The following is a 17,377-nucleotide window of genomic DNA, read 5'->3' as shown; positions in this document are numbered from 1 at the left end:
AACCATGAAAAGTTTTATCCCTACCCTCCTACTCCTTGTTCCCGGCATCTTGATATTGAATGCGTGCGGAACTGATGGTAAAGCCATTAACGATGCTATCCCACAGGGAAGCATCCCAGTCAAAGTGACCTCTATAGAATTGTCTGAAAACAAAGTGGACATACAGGGAACAGGTCAATTCACTACCGATGATGAAACATTACTATCCTTTAAAACCGGTGGAATTATCAGTCAGATACTGGTCTCTGAAGGAGATTATATCAAAAAGGGGCAATTACTTGCCACCTTGGATTTGACAGAAATCAATACAGGAGTTGCTCAAGCTGAATTGGGTTTTGAAAAAGCACTTAGGGATTACGAGAGAGTTCAACGGCTATTGGCAGATTCAGTGGCCACTTTGGAACAATCCCAAAACAGCAAAACAGCCCTTGACATTGCTTCCCAAAACCTACAGGCTGCAAAATTCAACCAAGATTATTCCCTTATACGGGCAGTCAGTAACGGTTATGTTCTCAAGAAATTCGCAAATCCAGGCCAACAGATTTCCTCAGGAAGTCCTGTTTTACAGACAAATGGTACCGGTTTAGGAAAGTGGAAATTGAAAGTGGCTTTAAGCGACCGTGATTGGGCCACTGTGCAGGAACAGGATAAAGTTGAAATCACTACCCCTGTTCAACCTGACAAGTCCTTTCAGGCCATTGTCAAAAGAAAAGCAAAAGTCGCTGATGCCATGACGGGCACCTATCTTGTTGAGATTGAATTTTCGGAAACAGCTCCTGATTACTTGGCAAGTGGGATGTTTGGCACAGCAACCATCCATTCCAGCACTGCCCAACCAACTTGGTATATTCCCTATGAAGCCATTTTGGATGCCAATGGAGGTAAAGGTTTTGTATTTGTAACAAAAGACAATGAAACAGCCCAAAAAATCAGTGTGGACTTGGGCAGAGTTTATCCTGATAAAGTACAGGTAATCAGTGGACTTGAAGGCTATGAGCACTTGATTGTTGCCGGAAGTGCCTACCTCAGTGACCAATCCTCCATTTCTATCCGGAATTGATATGCGTATCTCAAACTTTGCTGTGAAAAACTACCAGTTTACCCTGGTGATTTTCCTGATGGCCATTGCGCTTGGCGTGACTACTTTCTTCAATATGCCAAGAAGTGAAGATCCGTCCACAAATGCACCACAATTCCCCGTGATTGTGGTCTACCCGGGTACAAGTCCCGAGGACATGGAAGAACTCATTGTAGATCCTATTGAAAAGAGGATTTATGCCCTGGAAGATATCAAACGCATCAAAACCAAAATCCGGGACGGTGTCGCTGTATTCAATGTGGAATACAAATACGAGAGTAATGTTAATGACAAGTATCAGGAACTGGTCAGTGAGATCAATAGCTTACGTGGAGAGCTTCCTCAGGACATTTTAAGTATTGATATCAATAAAGTGACCCCATCAGGAGTAAATATTCTTCAAATCGGGCTCATCAGTGAAAACGGTTCACGGGAATCCTTCAAAAAATTTGGCGAACGGCTTCAGAAAGAATTGGAGAAAATACCCGCACTCAAAGAAGTGGAAATCCATGGCCTACCTGAGGAAATCGTCAGAATAGACCTACAATTGGATAAAATGTCCCAAATGAGGATCCCACTTCAGGCAGTTCTTGGAAGTATTCAAAGTGAAATTGGCAATATTCCCGGAGGAACCATTGAAGCTGGAAGCAAGGCCTTCAATGTAAAAACAAGTGGCAACTACAATGATCTTGATGAAATCGCTAATACACTTGTCTATTCAGTTCAAGGTAAAAACATTTCACTCAAAGACATAGCCCATGTGCATATGGATTTTGATGAAAACAAACATATCACACGGCTTAATGGGTACCGATCCATATTTGTAACTGCTGCATTAAAAGAGGGCAACAATATCTCCCAAGTCCAGGAGCAATACCTACCTGTTCTTGAAAATTTTAAAACAACGCTGCCTTCCAATATCGATATGGTATTGGCTTTTGATCAGGCTGATTTTGTTAATAAAAGACTGGGTGGATTGGGTTTTGATTTCATCATTGCCATTCTGTTGGTTTCCATCACTTTGTTGCCCCTTGGCGGAAGGGCCGCATCCATCGTCATGATATCCATTCCACTTTCTCTTGCCATAGGACTAGTCCTCCTTGATCTGTTGGGTTACAGTCTTAACCAGCTTAGCATAGTAGGTTTGGTGGTAGCCTTGGGTCTTTTGGTGGATGACAGTATTGTGGTAGTGGAGAATATCGAACGATGGATAAGAGAAGGACATAGCCGGATGGAAGCTACCCTATTGGGTACCAAACAAATCGGCTTGTCCGTGGTGGGCTGCACCATCACCCTGATTATCGCATTTATGCCTTTGGTGTTTTTGCCGGAAGGTTCAGGGGACTTTATCCGAAGCTTACCCATGGCAGTCATCATGAGTGTTTTGGCTTCAATGTTTGTTTCCCTGACCATTATTCCTTTTTTGGCCAGCAGGCTACTCAAGGAGCACGCAGCAGGGCATCAGGGAAACCTTTTTCTAAGGATCCTTCAGAATGTCATCTCAAAAAGCTATGCACCCTTGTTGGAAAGGTCCCTAAAAAAACCTGTTCAGACCTTGGTCGTTGCTTTGGTGATTTTCGGCTCCTCTATGGTAATTTTCCCGATTATTGGATTCAGTCTTTTTCCTGCTTCTGAAAAACCCCAGTTTTTGGTCAATATCATTGCTCCTATCCAAACCAAAATAGGAGGTACTGATGAAATCAGCAGGGAAGTTGAGCGGGCATTGAAGGAAATTCCCGAAATAGATTTCTTTTCCACCAATGTTGGAAAAGGAAATCCTAGGATCTACTACAATGTGATACCTGAAAATGAAAGGACAGATTTCGCCCAGATTTTTGTCCAGTTAAAACCAAACACATCCGCCACAGAAAAAATCCGGATTACAGAAGACCTCAGAAACAGGTTTGACAATTATGCGGGAGCAAAAATAGAGGTCAAAAACTTGGAGCAAGGGCCTCCTGTCACTGCACCTGTGGAAATTAGGCTTTCAGGTGAAAATCTGGACAGCCTGAGAACCCTGGCATCAAAAACCGAAAAGCTGATCCGGCAAACACCGGGAACAATCTATGTCGATAATCCTGTCAGCAATCTGAAAACTGACATCAGGGTGGCAATTCAAAAGGATAAGGCAAGATCATTGGGAATTAATATTGTAGACGTGGACAGATCAGTTAGGATGGCAATTGCCGGACTGAAAATGGGTTCCTACTCAGATGCCAATGGGGATAAAAAGGAAATCATCCTGACAAGTCCCAAAGAGGAAAGAGCTTCACTTGTCAATTTTGACAGGTTATTTATCAATAACAACCAAGGGGCAGCCATCCCGATCAGACAGATAGCCGACTTGGTTTTGGAAAGCTCTCCATTATATATTGACCATTACAATAAAACAAGGACTGTTTCCGTCACCGCTTTTGTCCAGGAAGGATTTTTGGCAGACCGGGTCAACAACGATATAGAAAGCAAAATCAAAAACATGGATTTCCCTGATGGCTATTCCTTTAAAGTTGCCGGAGAGACGGAAACAAGGGAAGAATCATTTGGAGGTTTTCAAACTGTCATCATTGTAACCGTATTCCTCTTTATCGCAGTTTTGATCTTACTTTTCAAAACCTTCAAAAGTACCATCATTGTCCTTTCAGTCATTCCATTGGGAATGGTAGGTGCCCTGACGGCTTTGTGGATGACAGGCAATTCTTTGTCCTTTGTTGCAATCATTGGTTTGATAGCCTTGGCAGGAATTGAAGTAAAGAATTCAATTTTGCTGGTGGACTTCACCAATCAGTTGAGGAAGGAAGGGAAATCTTTGGATGTAGCCATCCGGGAAGCTGGGGAAATCCGCTTTTTACCAATTGTATTGACGACACTGACAGCAATAGGTGGATTAATGCCAATTGCGTGGTCAACCAATCCATTGATTTCTCCTTTGGCAATTGTCCTGATTGGAGGTTTGATCAGTTCCACTTTGTTGTCAAGAATTGTGACACCTGTGGTCTATAAGTTACTGCCGCCGAGGATTGGGTAATTTGGGGGGAGTACGAAGTACGACGTACCATCCGCCCCTGCGGACAAGTAGTACAAAGCAAAAGTAACGTTCAATTGAGTAGTAAATACTACAATTATCGGTAGTTGTGAGTGGAGAAACTCAAAAAGGCTGTGGGGATTTTGAAAAAATAAAAGGGAGAAATTTAATTTTAATTTTATCATTAAATGCATATATTGTTTTGATAATCAGTGCCTAATCCCTACGGAAGGCATGGTTTACAACTTATTATAACTCTTCAAATATTAAACACCAAGACCATGAAACTATCCTCTTTTCTCCCCTCCCGCCTACTGTTTCCATTGATTTTCTGCTTTTTTGTAAGTTGTAACCTGTTTGAAGGGCCCGAAGGAGAACAAGGGCCGGAAGGTGTTCAGGGTGAACAAGGCCCCCAAGGAGAGCGGGGTGAAAGGGGGGAGCAAGGTCCTCGGGGACTCCAAGGGGAACAAGGGCCTAGAGGAGAACGAGGGCCTCAGGGTCCACAGGGACCCCTAGGAGGGCAGGGTCCTCAGGGAGAACAAGGACCTCAGGGTCCACAGGGTCCACAAGGAGAGGCGGGTGCGGACGGCAAGGTCCAAATCATCTCTAAAATAGTCACCCTTACCAACGCAGACTATGTCAATGGCACTTATGGGATGATGACGACTACCAATAATACTTCTATGAATGCTATTTTCGCAAAGTTGTCCACAATCAATGATCCTGCAATCACCCAAGACGTGTTTGATAATGGAATGGTGCTCGTTTATATGCGTGTTCCTGTAAACTCGTCATTTTCCGCTTGGATGTGGACAGGTTTACCTTTCCACTATCAAGGTTTGGAAGGTGCCGTCACCGTATATCACAGAAATTATAATTTTGGTTATAATCTAAATAAGATAATCATTAGTTATTATTTTTCCAGAAATTATGAAGGATTTATACCATTAGTTTATGACCAAATTGTACCGACCCAAACGTTTAGATACCTGATCATAAATGGTGATATATCCGGTAGGTTAGCCAATGCAAGGATTGACCTCAATAACCCTGATGCTGTTGAGGCCTTTTTATCCCTTTAATATTTTGAATCTATATAAACAACATCTATAATTTGTATTCCTTTGGGTAAAGGTGTTTACCGGATTACTTTGGAAATTCTCTTCTTCATTTATAGCACTTTCCCAAATGTTCCGGCTGGTTTATCATTCTGAAAAAAAATTTCCACTCCTTTTCATTTAGATCATTACAACATAACACGAACAGTTTGCGTCACGGCTTTTGTTCAGGATAGTATCGTGGCTGAGCAAGGTTTCAGTGTTGAGTAAAGCTAAATCAAAAACATTTTGAGGTATTATCCTGGGGGTGGCCGTTTCGGGGAAAGTTTTGTGAGATACAAGCAACTCTTTGGTCTTTGTTGCCATCATAAGATGGAAGGCTTTGTGGAAATGAATTCAGCATCTCAAAAATCTGAGTGGGGACACTCACCTTGGCGGCAGACAATCACATCGGAGAAGAGTTTTATAATTAATCGAATTCCTTAAAAAATCATAAATAACATAACCTTATCCAACAAACCACTAAAAACAGCGTTCTACTTTCAATCCTTATTAATTAAAAAATCTTTGAACTTTAATTATCACACTTTATAATTTGTATTTGACTATAGGTTTTCGGACATGTCATCTCAAATCTCAAGTCTAATATCTCACATCTAAAATCTCTCCTCTAAAAAAATGAAAACTATAACCAACATGAAAAAAGCCATCGGTGTATTCAATACTTATGGCATCCCACTGACAGGCAAAAGAAAATCAGCAAACTTTTACAAAGAACTCCAAATGGACAAAATGTTTGTCGACGGACTCATCTTCGAACTTGAATATGAACTGAAACGGGAATTGGAAGATGAAAAAGTTTCAAAAATAGAAACTCCCTCTGAATTGATCGAACATCTCCTAAGTGCATAAACTTTTATTCCCTGAATCGGGTTAGGAATCATTGAAATGCACAGAAAGAAATACATTTGGCTTTTACTCATTCCACTCCTCATGGCTTATCCTCTAAAAGAACGATTTGAAGAATCCAAAAATGGATTCACTTCAAACCCTGAACTTTTGACTGTTCTTCCAAGTGAGGATTGGAAAGGAAATCCATTGGATGATAATGGAAGATTTACCAATCTCTACCATCCCTTTGAATCCAGCTTTTGGGATTTGCTGAAATGGCAGACCGGCAAGAATCCCCAAAATGAAGAAAAGAAGGCTGAAACCAGGAGATTGTCTGTTGATTTTGATCCGACCCTATTCCAGAATAATGAAGATTATTTAATATGGCTTGGGCATGCAAGCTATTTAATGCAAATCCAGGGAAAAACTTTTCTGACTGACCCGATTTTAATTGACAATACATTTTTGAAAAGAGATAGCGACCTTCCTTTTCCTGTCGAACAACTACCTCAACTGGATTATATTTTGCTTTCCCACAATCACAGGGACCATTGCGATAAACAGACCATAAAATACCTTACTGATAATCATCCCAATCTTAAAATCCTGACAGGACTGGGATTGGAGAAAGTTATTTCTTCTTGGACCAATGGACAGCTTATCCAGGAAGCAGGTTGGTACCAACAATATTCTGTTTTGGATAGTGGCATTCAGATTACTTATGTACCGACAAGACATTGGTCAAGAAGATGGCTATGGGATGACAACAAAAGTCTTTGGGGAGGATTTTATATCCAAACACCCGATTATTCCATTTACTTTATGGGAGACAGTGGAGATGGTCCCCACTTCGCAGACATTAAGAACACCATTGGTTCGCCTGATTACTGTCTGATGGGTGTCGGTGCTTACAAACCTGAATGGTTTATGCATCAGTCACATATTAGCCCGACAGATGCCATTGGTGCATTCAATACTTTGGGAGGAAAATTCTTCATTCCCATGCACTTCGGAACATTTAATCTTTCCGATGAACCAAGAATGGAACCTTGGGATATATTGTTTGAAAACCGTGCACTAATCAAGGGGGAATTGATTGAACCGGTTTTGGGAAGGAATTTTTTGAGAAATGCCAAGATATGAAAGATCTCTTCTCCAACCATTCAGAGGAATATGCCAGGTACAGACCTAATTACCCTAGGACTTTGTTTGAATTTGTGATTAAACTCTGTAAGGATAAAGAAATCGCTTGGGATTGTGGAACCGGAAACGGTCAGGTGGCAGATCATTTATCTAATTATTTCCATAAAATTGAGGCCACCGATATCAGCGAAAACCAGTTGGAAAATGCAATCGCAAGGCCTAACATCAACTATTCCAAACAAAGGGCTGAAATTACAAATTTCCCTGATCACCTTTTTGACCTCATTACAGTTGCACAGGCCATTCATTGGTTTGATTTTGAAGGATTTTATAAAGAGGTAAACCGAACTGCCAAAAAAGATGCTTTCATTTTGATTTTGGGTTATGGCTTGTTAAAAACATCATCCGAAACCGATAATGTCATAAATAAACTCTACAGGAATATTCTGGACAATTATTGGGAACCTGAGCGAAAATACCTTGACGAAGAGTACCGGACCATTCCATTTCCTTTTGAAGAAATAAGAGTCCCTAATTTCCAAAATGAACAGTTCTGGAGTTTTGAGCAGATATGGGGCTACCTTCAAACTTGGTCTGCAGTTAGAAAATATATTCAAATTAATCAGGAAGACCCATTAGACTTAATTAAATCTGAATTGAAAAAAGCCTGGGGTAAAAACTCAATGAAGGTAGAATTCCCTTTGTTAATTAGGTTGGGAAGAATAAAAAAATGAATAATTTGCCTGTTAGACCCAAGCAAATGACACCAATCCCAATAATATACCAACACCCCCTGTTTTCTCCTGATACCCTCAGGAAAATCTCGGATGCACATCAATTGATACATATTCCGAAAGGCACTTATTTATTAAAAGAAGGACAACTATCTATGGGTTACCATTGTGTGGAAAGCGGATTGATCAGAACCTATGCTTTAGACCCAAATGGCAATGATATCACTGTTGACTTTATCGGTCAGAATGAGATAGCCATTGAGGTAGTCTCACTTTTTCAGGGGGTGGCAGCCAAAGAAAATATTCAGGCTTTGACAGAATGTACCTGTTGGTATATTGGTTACGAGGATTTCCAAAAGCTATTCCATACTATTGAAGGTTTTACGGAATGGGGCCGGAACTGGATGACCCAACAACTTTTTAAGGTCAAACAAAGATCAATTTCCATGATCACCGAATCTGCCAGTGACCGATATATTACTCTCCAAAAAGAACATCCTGAAATCATTCAACAGGCACCATTAAAATATATTGCAAGTTTTTTGGGTATCACAGATACTTCCCTTAGCAGAATCCGGGCTGAAATTTCCAAAACCGGAACATAATTTTGTTAGGTCGCATCCAAAAAATCAAATTTTCTTATCCCATGACAAGTCATTATTTTAATGATAAGCCCTATATTTATGTTTAAACCAAAAAATGTTTTTCACTTAACCCAAACCCCCAATACTATGGCCTCTGTTAACATTTACCTCAACTTCAATGGCAACTGCAAAGAAGCATTTGCTTTTTATAAATCTGTTTTTGGCGGAGAGTTTTCGTTTTATGGAACCTTCGGTGAAATGCCCCCGCAAGAAAACTACCCAACTTCGGAAAGTGACAAGGATATGATCATGCATGTTTCTTTACCGATCAGTAAAGAAACCATTTTGATGGGAAGTGATACCGGATCCAATTATCCCGACGTCACTTTTGGTAACAATTTTTCAATTTCTGTAAACACGGAATCCAAAGATGAGGCTGACAGGATATTTGCAGCATTATCGGAAGGAGGCAAGGTAAATATGCCTATGGGAGATGTTTTTTGGGGATCATATTTCGGAGCATTTGAGGATAAGTTCGGTGTCAATTGGATGGTCAGCTTTGACCTTAACCCACAATAAATTGCCTTCATGAAAAATCTCAAAATCGAAATCAAATGGGCAATCATTTTTGTCCTGATGATGCTTGTTTGGATGTCATTGGAAAGGCTTTTTGGATTGCATGATACCTACATTGAAAAACATCCGGTATTTACCAACTTTGTTGCCATTCCTGCCATCGCCATTTATGTATTGGCCCTTTTGGACAAAAGAGATAATTTTTACCAAGGTAAAATGACTTATCTTCAAGGACTTGTCTGTGGGCTGATCATCACTATGATCGTCACCATATTTAGCCCCCTGACCCAAGTCATCACTTCATTGGTCATTACTCCCCATTATTTTCAAAATGCCATTGATTACGCTGTTACGGAAGGAAAAATGACCCAAGCTGCAGCTGAGGAGTATTTCAACCTTAAAAATTATATCATTCAGGGATTGATCGGGGCACCCATTATGGGTTTGTTGACAAGCATCGTAGTAGCCATTTTCACCAGGAAAAAATAAAAAACCATGGACAAAGCAGAACAAACCATGCTGGACAACCTCCATAAAAATACAGGAAAATCACTTGACCAATGGATTGCAGTAGTCAAAGCTAAATCTTTTGAAAAACATGGTCAGATCATGAAATTTCTGAAAGAAGAAGAGGGACTTACCCATGGTTTTGCCAACCTGATCGCACTGAAAACATTGGCCACTGACGCAGGTTCCGTGGAAGACAAAAACGAACTGATCGAAAACCAATACAAAGGCAAAGAACATTTTAGGCCTATATATGATCACTTGATCAATGAAATTTCAAAATTTGGAAATGACATTGAAATCGCACCCAAAAATGCCAATGTAAGCCTGAGAAGAAAAAAGCAATTTGCCCTACTCCACCCCATCACCAAAACCCGTTTTGAAATAGGGATCAACCTGAAAGGTCAGGATCCCTCTGGAAAACTACTTCCAAGTGGCAATGCCATGTGCACCCACAAAATCAATTTGTCAGGATTGGAGGATATTGATGATGAGGTGATGAATTGGGTGAAAAAAGCTTATGAAAATGCCGGTTAAACTCTACAATCAAAAATCACGAAGAAATGCAGGAAATAGATTGGACAAGTTTTAAAAAACGGATATTAATATTCAAATCGATTGACATCCTTTACAATGCCTGGGCGACACAGGCCAACATGGAAACCTGGTTTTTGGAAAAAGCCCAATACTACGGCAAAGCCGGAGTAGCAAGGAAACAAGATGACCCCATTCAAAAAGGGGATACATTTATTTGGAAATGGCACAATTGGGATTTTGATGAAAAGGGAGTAGTACTGGAAGCCAATGGAAGGGACAGAATTTCCTTTACCTTCGGAAAGGCGGGAACTGTCCATGTTGAATTGAAAGACTTCAATAGCGCTACAGAAGTCGTGCTCACTCAGGAAAAAATCTCCACTGACGAAAAGAGTAAAATGGATTTTTATGTAGGTTGTTCCACTGGTTGGACCTTTTGGATGACCAATTTGAAAGCATGGCTTGAACATGGGGTATTGTTACATGCCAAAGGATTATCCCAAGCTGACACTATTGATTTGGTCAATAGTTGAAATCATCAAAGTTATCATCGAAATCTACTTCAAAAAGTAGGCTTAATGAATAATTATCGTATAATCCCCATGAATCAAATTCACTATAAATCAATTGTAATTATACTCATTTTTCTTTCCAACCTGACCTTATTTTCTTATACCCAAGCTCAGGAAGTACTGAAACTCGAAGAAGGCCAAACCCCCGGTGCAGGTAGGCTGGAACAAATGGATTGGCTGACCGGATACTGGAAAGGAAACGGTTTGGGCGGAGAATGCGATGAAATCTGGATGCCTGCTATAGACAACAGCATGGCAGGCGTTTTCCGTTTTGCCAACGAGGGTGAAATTCAATTTACCGAATACATGGTGATAGAACAACAAGGAGAAAGTTTGGCCATTAAGCTAAAGCATTTCAACCGTGACCTTAGTCCTTGGGAAGCAAAAGAAGATTGGGTAGAATTCAAACTGGTCAAAATAGAGGGTCAAACGGCTTACTTCCATGGATTGACTTATCATAGAGAAGAAGATACATTGATCATCCGACTTTCTTTAAAATCTAAGGATAAAACATGGGTGGAGGAATTCCAATTTGAAAAGGTAGCACATTAGGTTTGAAGGTCAGCAACATTGTCTTTGATAGCCACTTACAAACTAAATTGAATACTACCCAAAGATTTATATAAGAAACTGGTCAAAATTAAAATGATATCCATATTACAATCCCCAACCCCGGACAAAATTAAAGGTGAAGAATTTTATTTAAATCTAGGATTCAAAAAAGTTTCAAATGACCCATTGATAGTCACTGATGGAAAGGCCTTTATTGAAATCAATGCTGACCGATTTGCAAGGGCAGGCATCAAACTTTTTAAAAATAATTGGGAATCAGAAATCAATAAACTTCAGGATATAACTGCGATTACAGCCTTCAAAAATGGGCACCTTCTTTCAGACCCCAGCGGAGTATGGATTTATCTTATGGAAATTCCTGCTCCAGTTTTACCTGATTTCGAAAATCAAAGTTTTAGCAACTTAGGAAACTATGCTGGGCTAAGTTTGGAAACCACCGACATCCAAAGATCGATAAATTTATATCAAACATTGGGTTTTACCATTTCAGGTGGATCCTTGGATCAAGGCTACCTGTCCCTTGATTATAATGGCTTTACAATTTCATTGATGAAACCGCTCTCCTGTCCCCACCTCTTTTTCAATCCCTCCCTGACCTATTTCAATGGAAAGGACAATCTGGCAGTTATCCAAAAAATCCGTCATCTCAACATCCCTATCACTGAGGAAATCACTCATTTCAACAAAGATGGAATAGTGGACAATATCATTATCCGCGACCCGGGTGGGTTTGGGTTCTTTATTTTCAGTGATTGACCAAAATCAATTTTAGTGGTTTTCAAAGAAGTGCTTAACTTAGAAGGTCAAAATCCTACCAAATGAGATCAAAACTATTCGTTTTCCTGGCTTTACTAACCTTTTACTCATGCAGTGAGAAAACTTCTGAAACTGTTTCTCACTACCCAATTCTAGGTTATATCCATTTGGATAATGCAATTTTGGAAATTTCTGAAGTAGTCACAGGCCTGGAAATACCATGGGACATAGACGCCGGTAATTCCGGTAAACTCTGGTTTACGCAGGTTTCAGGTTCCGTCCATTTATTGGATTTGGAGACTGGTGTGGTCAAAGATATTTTTCAGGTTCCTGACCTGATCGCCAAGAAATCCTATGGACTGCTGGGGATGACAATACACCCTGTAAAACCCTTGGTATTTCTTCACTATACCTTTGCAATCCCCAAACAAGGTCAGGAAGAAGAAATCAGATCGAGGTTGGTCAGGTACGATTTCAAAGAAGAAACTTTGATAAATCCATTGATCCTTTTGGACAGCTTGCCGGGGGCTACTTTCCATAATGGTTCAAGGATAGTAATATCAGAAGATGATAAACTGTTTTTTTCTTTGGGAGATGTGGGCAAAGTAAACCTGACGCAGGATGAAAGTTTTTTGGGTGGAAAAATCCTAAGGATTAACATTGATGGCAGCATTCCCGAAGACAATCCTTATCCCAACAATCCTGTTTGGTCCATGGGATTTAGAAATACACAGGGGCTGACCTTTGGCAAAAATCAGCAACTGTATGGTTCTGATCATGGTCCTTTGAATGATGACGAAGTCAATTTGTTGGTCAAGGGCGGCAATTATGGTTGGCCTGATGTGCAGGGGTTTATTGACTTGGAAAAAGAAGTCGACTATGCAAATAATGTGGTTGTCATTGAACCATTAATTGCATGGACCCCTACATTAGCTACAGCAGGATTGGCTTATTATGGTCATGAGGACATATCGGAATGGAGGAATAGCCTGCTACTTGCCACGATGAAAGGCCAATCCATTCGGATTTTGCATTTGGATGATAAAGGAGAAAAAGTAAAAAGTGAGGATATTTTTATCCAAAAGCATTTTGGAAGAATTAGGGATATTGCTGTTTCACCCGAAGGAGAAATCTTTTTTTCCACAAGTAACAGGGATTGGCACCCCAGATTCCAACCTTGGATGTATGACGGATTGCCCAAAGGTCCGGATAGGATAGTCAGAATCAGAAAAATAGCTGAAAATCAAAAGATGGATCCATCTTTACCGGTATTTGCAAAGGAACTTGAGCCAATCAAATTAATGGATGAAAACTGGGCCTATGAAGTACCTGTCGAGTTGGAAGCCGGGGCCAAATTGTACACCCAATATTGTCTTACCTGTCATGGGCCTGATGGTAAAGGTGCTGAGGATTTGATCCCACCATTATCCCAAACAGATTGGGTAACCGGTAACAAAGGAAGATTAATACGTGTCATGTTAATGGGATTGTCCGGAGAAATCACAGTCAACGGACAAAAATACAATCAGGAAATGCCGGCATATGACCATCTTTCAGATCAGGAAATTGCTGACCTGCTTACTTTTATCAGGAATGATTTCGGAAACAAATCGGGTGCTGTTATAGCAGGGGAAGTCTTTGAAGAGCGGAAAAGTCTGAAAAGGTGACGGCATATAATTTAAAAAAAACCGCCAATTTATAATTGACGGTTTTTTTATATCCTTAAAATATAACAAAGTCATTCTTTTGGGCGACTTTGAATGCTACTCTTTAAACCCAAAATGTCTGGCCACTTCCTCATAATCAGTAAGGTCAATGTCTGCAAGGTTTATCCTGCTGGTTTCTGTGGACTCAATGGCAAAGATCTTGACAGCCTCATACACTTCTCCGGGGCCTGAACCCGCTGGCCTAAATATAGTTGCTGTCGCCCTTGTATTATTGAAAAAGTACCGCATAATGCTATTGTATTCGGTTTGTTGAAGAGCTCCAAATCCAGGCATTGAAAACCAAATTTCTCTTTGAGCATCGGACTGGCCCATGAAAATTAAATATAAAGTTTTATCGAATTCTTCTTTGGAAGTATTTTCAATATTATAACTGACTGCAGTTGAAGCTGTAAAGTCATGGCCATCAAAGGTGAATAATCTGACGTTGGCATTACCGTCCGCACCTTGTACTCCCTGAGGACCTGCCGGCCCTGCTTGGCCTGCCACTCCCTGCTCTCCGGTCTGTCCTTGTGGACCCTGTGGACCTTCGGGGCCTTCACAGGAGGCAAACATCATCAAAATAAACAAACTGCTAAAAAGCATAGAAATTCTCATTGTAAACATTACTTGATTTTTCATAAAATAAATTTAAGTGAATATTAATTTTGATTAAGTAGTTATAAGTAATAGCCCCAAACAGGGATCATGTGGGATATGGTATGGGAGTTTTCCTCGATTTTAGATTCGCATCAGCATAGGAAATAAGCTATAGGGTGACTTTCCAAATATAATTTTATTAATATTTGGATAAATAATTAAACAATATAGTTAATTTCGTAAAATCAATAAATTATAAAATTATATTCTTTTAATATACTTAATATTTTAGGGAATAAAAAATTTTCATCAAAAAATACTTCCGTCACTTCGTTCATTTTCTTCTCAAGTCCTCCCTTATATTAGGTCTTAAATTTCTGCCCAATTTAGCTTCTAACAATTCACCGTTTCTCACCCGACAATTCAAGAAAGTTTAAGTCCAAAATTGGAAATACATTATTTTTCTTAAGCAAAATCCTTTTATATATGACCACTTGCTATATTTTATGAGTTTAAGTAATATAATTTATTTATCTGTATTTCAAGTACTTATAACATATTTTTCTTTTTTTCAAAAAAAGTCAATTTAAAATACGTAATTTTTAAAAAGTAATTTGTTACATTTAAAAAACATTTAACTTATTATAAAGTTACCTCACCCCAAATAGTATTACTTTATTACCCATAATTGAATCGCCTTATGCAATGGGAAAAAATTATATTGGTCGATGATGACGCAGTGACAAGTCAGGTCCATAAAAGACTGATAGACCACATTGGTTATGACGGAGAAGTTGTGCTGCTACCGGACGGCTCTAAAGCTATGAATTACATCCAATCAAATTTGACTCATCCAAAAGTCAAAAAGAAAAGAGGTTCAAAAGATCTGGTACTATTGGACCTGCACATGCCCGGAACAAACGGTTGGCATTTCATGCAGCAATTCATAAAGTTCGATAAGAAAACCAAAAACAAATTCAGAATTGTAATGGTGAGTAGTTCCATACATCCTGATGACATAGAACCCATCAAGTCAATCCCTGAAATAGAGGAATATATTGTAAAGCCACTTTCAGTGGATAGGTTAAAGAATTTGATTTATGGATAAATACATTGACCTTCTCACTAATTGGGGAATCAATTGATTCCTTTCATTTTTGACTTTCCAGACTTTTTTAATAAGGCCTTCCAACCAATTCTTTGATTAATCTGGGGAAATAGAAACCACAAAAAAAGCAATTCTGTCCGACCTTTGAATGATAAAGCTGAGACAGAAATGTTTTTTTATGTATATCAGACATTTACCCAGAAATTTTGCTATTCTAATCAAAGCCATGGATTGAGGAACAAAAGTAGGCTACTTCGGTCTTCGGTCTTCCGACTTCGGTCCTTTTTCAATCACTTATAATCAAGCTTGATACTTCCTCCTGAACTAGCCATAGAGATCAAAACCCCTCCTCCATTGGATTTTCCAACAATTTTATCACGTTTCATTTCTCCTTCAAAGTTCGTCAGTTTTGTACTCACATTTCCACCGTTCAGATCGAGGTCCATAGGGAGGTCTTTGGGAATTATGGCAGAGATACTCCCTCCACTGCTTTTCAGGGTCAATCCACCATCAATATTGTTGATATCGGCTTTGATACCCCCACCACTTGTGCTGGCATAAACCTTTCCTGCAACATTTTCCAAGTTAACACTGCCTCCGGAAGAATTGATGGTCACTTCACCTTCCATACCATAAACTTTCACAGACCCTCCACTGGTATTTAGGTCCAATAAACCCGAGAACTCTGAAACGGATAGGCTTCCTCCTGATGACTTTGTAAAAATACTGCCACTTGAACCTGATATTTTGATACTGCCTCCACTGCTTTTTATGGTTTGGTCACCATCAATTCTGCTAATTGAAATTGAACCTCCGCTGGTATTCAGATCTGTTGACAATTCATAAGGCACTTTGATATCAAATGAAAGGTTAAGGTTATTACCTTTTGACCAATTCTGATTTTTCTTGGTGGATACTGACACTGAAATCGTATTTCCGTTTTTATCAATGTCTATCTGATAATTCTCAAGTCGATTTTGGACATCAGCATCATTGGCATCTGCCAATTCCCCATTTCTTCTCCCATACATATCAACTATCACCTGATTGCCTTCTGTTCCTTCAATGGAAACACTTGCGCCTGAAGTCTTTGTTTCAATTTTTCCCGGACCTGAAATGTCAAAAGACTTGCTCAGATATGGATCATTAAATGCCGAAGCCTGCACTTGAACAAACAACATGCAAATCAAAAGAACCGAATAATTTAGAATTGATTTTTTCATAAAATGGGATGGATAAGTTTAACTCAATGCTTTAGTATAATTACCATTGCGAGTTTTATGCCAAGGGAAAAAGTCGATTTGTTGCTAGTTTACCCAGATTTTGTAAGAAGGATCTGGAAAAAAGCGACCATTATCGTCCGAAATCGGTCGAATTTATAATGATCATGCTAAAGCAACCGGGAACCTATACTATTGAGGAACTGGAATATCATTCCAATATGAGCCTAAAAACCTTTGAAAGGAAATTTATGCAGCAGGTAGGCCTTTCTCCCAAGCTATTTGAAAGATTAAGGAGATTTAACCAGGCTTTGGATTTAAAGACTTACCAACCGCGCTTAAGTTGGCTGGATATCAGCTACAAATCAGGTTATTATGATCCCATGCAAATGGTCAAGGAGGTTTTTTAGATCTACTTCCAACATGTATTTGGTGTTTTGAACCGACATCTATGGAAAAGTAAAACCCTCAATTTGACATAGAGGGTTATTCTTTTAAACTAAATACACCAAATTCAACAAACAGGTCAATTAATAACGTTCAATTTAATAGTTATTTCGTATGACAAATCAAAGGATGATAGTGCCTGAAATACACTGACCGTTAAAAATAGAGAAATTTTAACCAAACCAGTAGAAAGATGGCCAATAGAAAGCAGTTTAAAATGAGCATTGCTCAGCGTCGTGTCCGTAATTTCAGTGAGTCTTTCAAGATCGAA

At 39.4% G+C, this 17,377-nt stretch carries 19 protein-coding genes; 16 read left to right on the top strand and 3 right to left on the bottom strand.

All coding sequences use genetic code 11. The features are described from left to right. Nucleotides 1-4: 4 nt before the first annotated feature. From ACEW8O_RS25515 to ACEW8O_RS25450, 14 genes are all read left to right on the top strand, one after another. Nucleotides 5-1,060, top strand: coding sequence for an efflux RND transporter periplasmic adaptor subunit (locus tag ACEW8O_RS25515; protein WP_373497456.1), 1,056 nt, complete (start codon nt 5-7; stop codon nt 1,058-1,060). 1 nt (nt 1,061) lies between these two features. Then, nucleotides 1,062-4,103 (top strand): efflux RND transporter permease subunit, encoded by a 3,042-nt coding sequence (locus tag ACEW8O_RS25510; protein WP_373497455.1) that lies wholly within the window; start codon nt 1,062-1,064, stop codon nt 4,101-4,103. A gap of 278 nt (nt 4,104-4,381) precedes the next feature. Then, nucleotides 4,382-5,182 carry a hypothetical protein gene (locus tag ACEW8O_RS25505; RefSeq protein WP_373497454.1) on the top strand — a complete coding sequence of 267 codons (801 nt, stop codon included), beginning with the start codon at nt 4,382-4,384 and terminating at the stop codon, nt 5,180-5,182. 654 nt (nt 5,183-5,836) lie between these two features. Further along, complete coding sequence (locus tag ACEW8O_RS25500) at nt 5,837-6,070, top strand: acyl carrier protein (protein ID WP_373497453.1); 234 nt, start codon at nt 5,837-5,839, stop codon at nt 6,068-6,070. 81 nt (nt 6,071-6,151) lie between these two features. After that, entirely contained in the window at nt 6,152-7,192 is a 1,041-nt protein-coding gene (locus ACEW8O_RS25495) for an MBL fold metallo-hydrolase (RefSeq protein ID WP_373497452.1), read from the top strand. Beyond that, complete coding sequence (locus tag ACEW8O_RS25490; protein ID WP_373497451.1) at nt 7,189-7,926, top strand: class I SAM-dependent methyltransferase; 738 nt, start codon at nt 7,189-7,191, stop codon at nt 7,924-7,926. The genes ACEW8O_RS25495 and ACEW8O_RS25490 overlap by 4 nt, the downstream gene beginning before the upstream one ends. A gap of 26 nt (nt 7,927-7,952) precedes the next feature. Continuing rightward, entirely contained in the window at nt 7,953-8,531 is a 579-nt protein-coding gene (locus tag ACEW8O_RS25485) for a Crp/Fnr family transcriptional regulator (RefSeq protein ID WP_373497450.1), read from the top strand. Between the two features lie 126 nt (nt 8,532-8,657). After that, a complete protein-coding gene (locus ACEW8O_RS25480; RefSeq protein ID WP_373497449.1) occupies nt 8,658-9,089 on the top strand; it encodes a VOC family protein in 432 nt (143 codons plus the stop codon). Between the two features lie 9 nt (nt 9,090-9,098). After that, entirely contained in the window at nt 9,099-9,575 is a 477-nt protein-coding gene (locus tag ACEW8O_RS25475) for a DUF4199 domain-containing protein (protein WP_373497448.1), read from the top strand. 6 nt (nt 9,576-9,581) lie between these two features. Continuing rightward, nucleotides 9,582-10,130, top strand: coding sequence for a DUF4287 domain-containing protein (locus ACEW8O_RS25470; protein WP_373497447.1), 549 nt, complete (start codon nt 9,582-9,584; stop codon nt 10,128-10,130). Between the two features lie 26 nt (nt 10,131-10,156). Next, nucleotides 10,157-10,660: an SRPBCC domain-containing protein gene (locus ACEW8O_RS25465; protein WP_373497446.1), complete on the top strand. Its 504-nt coding sequence runs from the start codon at nt 10,157-10,159 to the stop codon at nt 10,658-10,660. A 69-nt stretch (nt 10,661-10,729) separates the two neighbouring features. Then, nucleotides 10,730-11,251, top strand: a complete 522-nt coding sequence (locus tag ACEW8O_RS25460; RefSeq protein ID WP_373497445.1) for a DUF6265 family protein — start codon at nt 10,730-10,732, stop codon at nt 11,249-11,251. Between the two features lie 93 nt (nt 11,252-11,344). Next, a complete protein-coding gene (locus ACEW8O_RS25455; RefSeq protein WP_373497444.1) occupies nt 11,345-12,028 on the top strand; it encodes a hypothetical protein in 684 nt (227 codons plus the stop codon). Between the two features lie 62 nt (nt 12,029-12,090). Further along, entirely contained in the window at nt 12,091-13,695 is a 1,605-nt protein-coding gene (locus tag ACEW8O_RS25450) for a PQQ-dependent sugar dehydrogenase (protein ID WP_373497443.1), read from the top strand. Between the two features lie 96 nt (nt 13,696-13,791). On the opposite strand, the gene ACEW8O_RS25445 is transcribed toward ACEW8O_RS25450, so the two are convergent. Then, nucleotides 13,792-14,373, bottom strand: coding sequence for a collagen-like protein (locus ACEW8O_RS25445; protein ID WP_373497442.1), 582 nt, complete (start codon nt 14,371-14,373; stop codon nt 13,792-13,794). A 658-nt stretch (nt 14,374-15,031) separates the two neighbouring features. On the opposite strand from ACEW8O_RS25445, the gene ACEW8O_RS25440 reads away from it, so the two are divergent. After that, entirely contained in the window at nt 15,032-15,439 is a 408-nt protein-coding gene (locus ACEW8O_RS25440) for a response regulator (protein ID WP_373497441.1), read from the top strand. 290 nt (nt 15,440-15,729) lie between these two features. Here ACEW8O_RS25440 and ACEW8O_RS25435 read toward each other — a convergent pair whose 3' ends face one another. Then, a complete protein-coding gene (locus ACEW8O_RS25435; protein ID WP_373497440.1) occupies nt 15,730-16,662 on the bottom strand; it encodes a hypothetical protein in 933 nt (310 codons plus the stop codon). 164 nt (nt 16,663-16,826) lie between these two features. On the opposite strand from ACEW8O_RS25435, the gene ACEW8O_RS25430 reads away from it, so the two are divergent. Continuing rightward, nucleotides 16,827-17,069, top strand: a complete 243-nt coding sequence (locus tag ACEW8O_RS25430; protein ID WP_373497439.1) for a helix-turn-helix domain-containing protein — start codon at nt 16,827-16,829, stop codon at nt 17,067-17,069. 116 nt (nt 17,070-17,185) lie between these two features. Here ACEW8O_RS25430 and ACEW8O_RS25425 read toward each other — a convergent pair. Next, the coding region (locus tag ACEW8O_RS25425) for a hypothetical protein (RefSeq protein WP_373497438.1) at nt 17,186-17,377 on the bottom strand (192 nt) is incomplete at its 5' end.

Origin of the sequence: Aquiflexum sp., from assembly GCF_041749095.1 — a bacterium.
GTDB lineage: Bacteria > Bacteroidota > Bacteroidia > Cytophagales > Cyclobacteriaceae > Aquiflexum.
This window is presented reverse-complemented; position numbering and strand designations above follow the sequence as displayed.

What these genes read in the sequence shown, in the direction of transcription:
- ACEW8O_RS25515 (WP_373497456.1), top strand. Translation starts at nt 5, where the DNA reads ATGAAAAGTTTTATCCCTACCCTCCTACTCCTTGTTCCCGGCATCTTG.
- ACEW8O_RS25510 (WP_373497455.1), top strand. Translation starts at nt 1,062, where the DNA reads ATGCGTATCTCAAACTTTGCTGTGAAAAACTACCAGTTTACCCTGGTG.
- ACEW8O_RS25505 (WP_373497454.1), top strand. Translation starts at nt 4,382, where the DNA reads ATGAAACTATCCTCTTTTCTCCCCTCCCGCCTACTGTTTCCATTGATT.
- ACEW8O_RS25500 (WP_373497453.1), top strand. Translation starts at nt 5,837, where the DNA reads ATGAAAACTATAACCAACATGAAAAAAGCCATCGGTGTATTCAATACT.
- ACEW8O_RS25495 (WP_373497452.1), top strand. Translation starts at nt 6,152, where the DNA reads ATGGCTTATCCTCTAAAAGAACGATTTGAAGAATCCAAAAATGGATTC.
- ACEW8O_RS25490 (WP_373497451.1), top strand. Translation starts at nt 7,189, where the DNA reads ATGAAAGATCTCTTCTCCAACCATTCAGAGGAATATGCCAGGTACAGA.
- ACEW8O_RS25485 (WP_373497450.1), top strand. Translation starts at nt 7,953, where the DNA reads ATGACACCAATCCCAATAATATACCAACACCCCCTGTTTTCTCCTGAT.
- ACEW8O_RS25480 (WP_373497449.1), top strand. Translation starts at nt 8,658, where the DNA reads ATGGCCTCTGTTAACATTTACCTCAACTTCAATGGCAACTGCAAAGAA.
- ACEW8O_RS25475 (WP_373497448.1), top strand. Translation starts at nt 9,099, where the DNA reads ATGAAAAATCTCAAAATCGAAATCAAATGGGCAATCATTTTTGTCCTG.
- ACEW8O_RS25470 (WP_373497447.1), top strand. Translation starts at nt 9,582, where the DNA reads ATGGACAAAGCAGAACAAACCATGCTGGACAACCTCCATAAAAATACA.
- ACEW8O_RS25465 (WP_373497446.1), top strand. Translation starts at nt 10,157, where the DNA reads ATGCAGGAAATAGATTGGACAAGTTTTAAAAAACGGATATTAATATTC.
- ACEW8O_RS25460 (WP_373497445.1), top strand. Translation starts at nt 10,730, where the DNA reads ATGAATCAAATTCACTATAAATCAATTGTAATTATACTCATTTTTCTT.
- ACEW8O_RS25455 (WP_373497444.1), top strand. Translation starts at nt 11,345, where the DNA reads ATGATATCCATATTACAATCCCCAACCCCGGACAAAATTAAAGGTGAA.
- ACEW8O_RS25450 (WP_373497443.1), top strand. Translation starts at nt 12,091, where the DNA reads ATGAGATCAAAACTATTCGTTTTCCTGGCTTTACTAACCTTTTACTCA.
- ACEW8O_RS25445 (WP_373497442.1), bottom strand. Translation starts at nt 14,373, where the DNA reads ATGAAAAATCAAGTAATGTTTACAATGAGAATTTCTATGCTTTTTAGC.
- ACEW8O_RS25440 (WP_373497441.1), top strand. Translation starts at nt 15,032, where the DNA reads ATGCAATGGGAAAAAATTATATTGGTCGATGATGACGCAGTGACAAGT.
- ACEW8O_RS25435 (WP_373497440.1), bottom strand. Translation starts at nt 16,662, where the DNA reads ATGAAAAAATCAATTCTAAATTATTCGGTTCTTTTGATTTGCATGTTG.
- ACEW8O_RS25430 (WP_373497439.1), top strand. Translation starts at nt 16,827, where the DNA reads ATGCTAAAGCAACCGGGAACCTATACTATTGAGGAACTGGAATATCAT.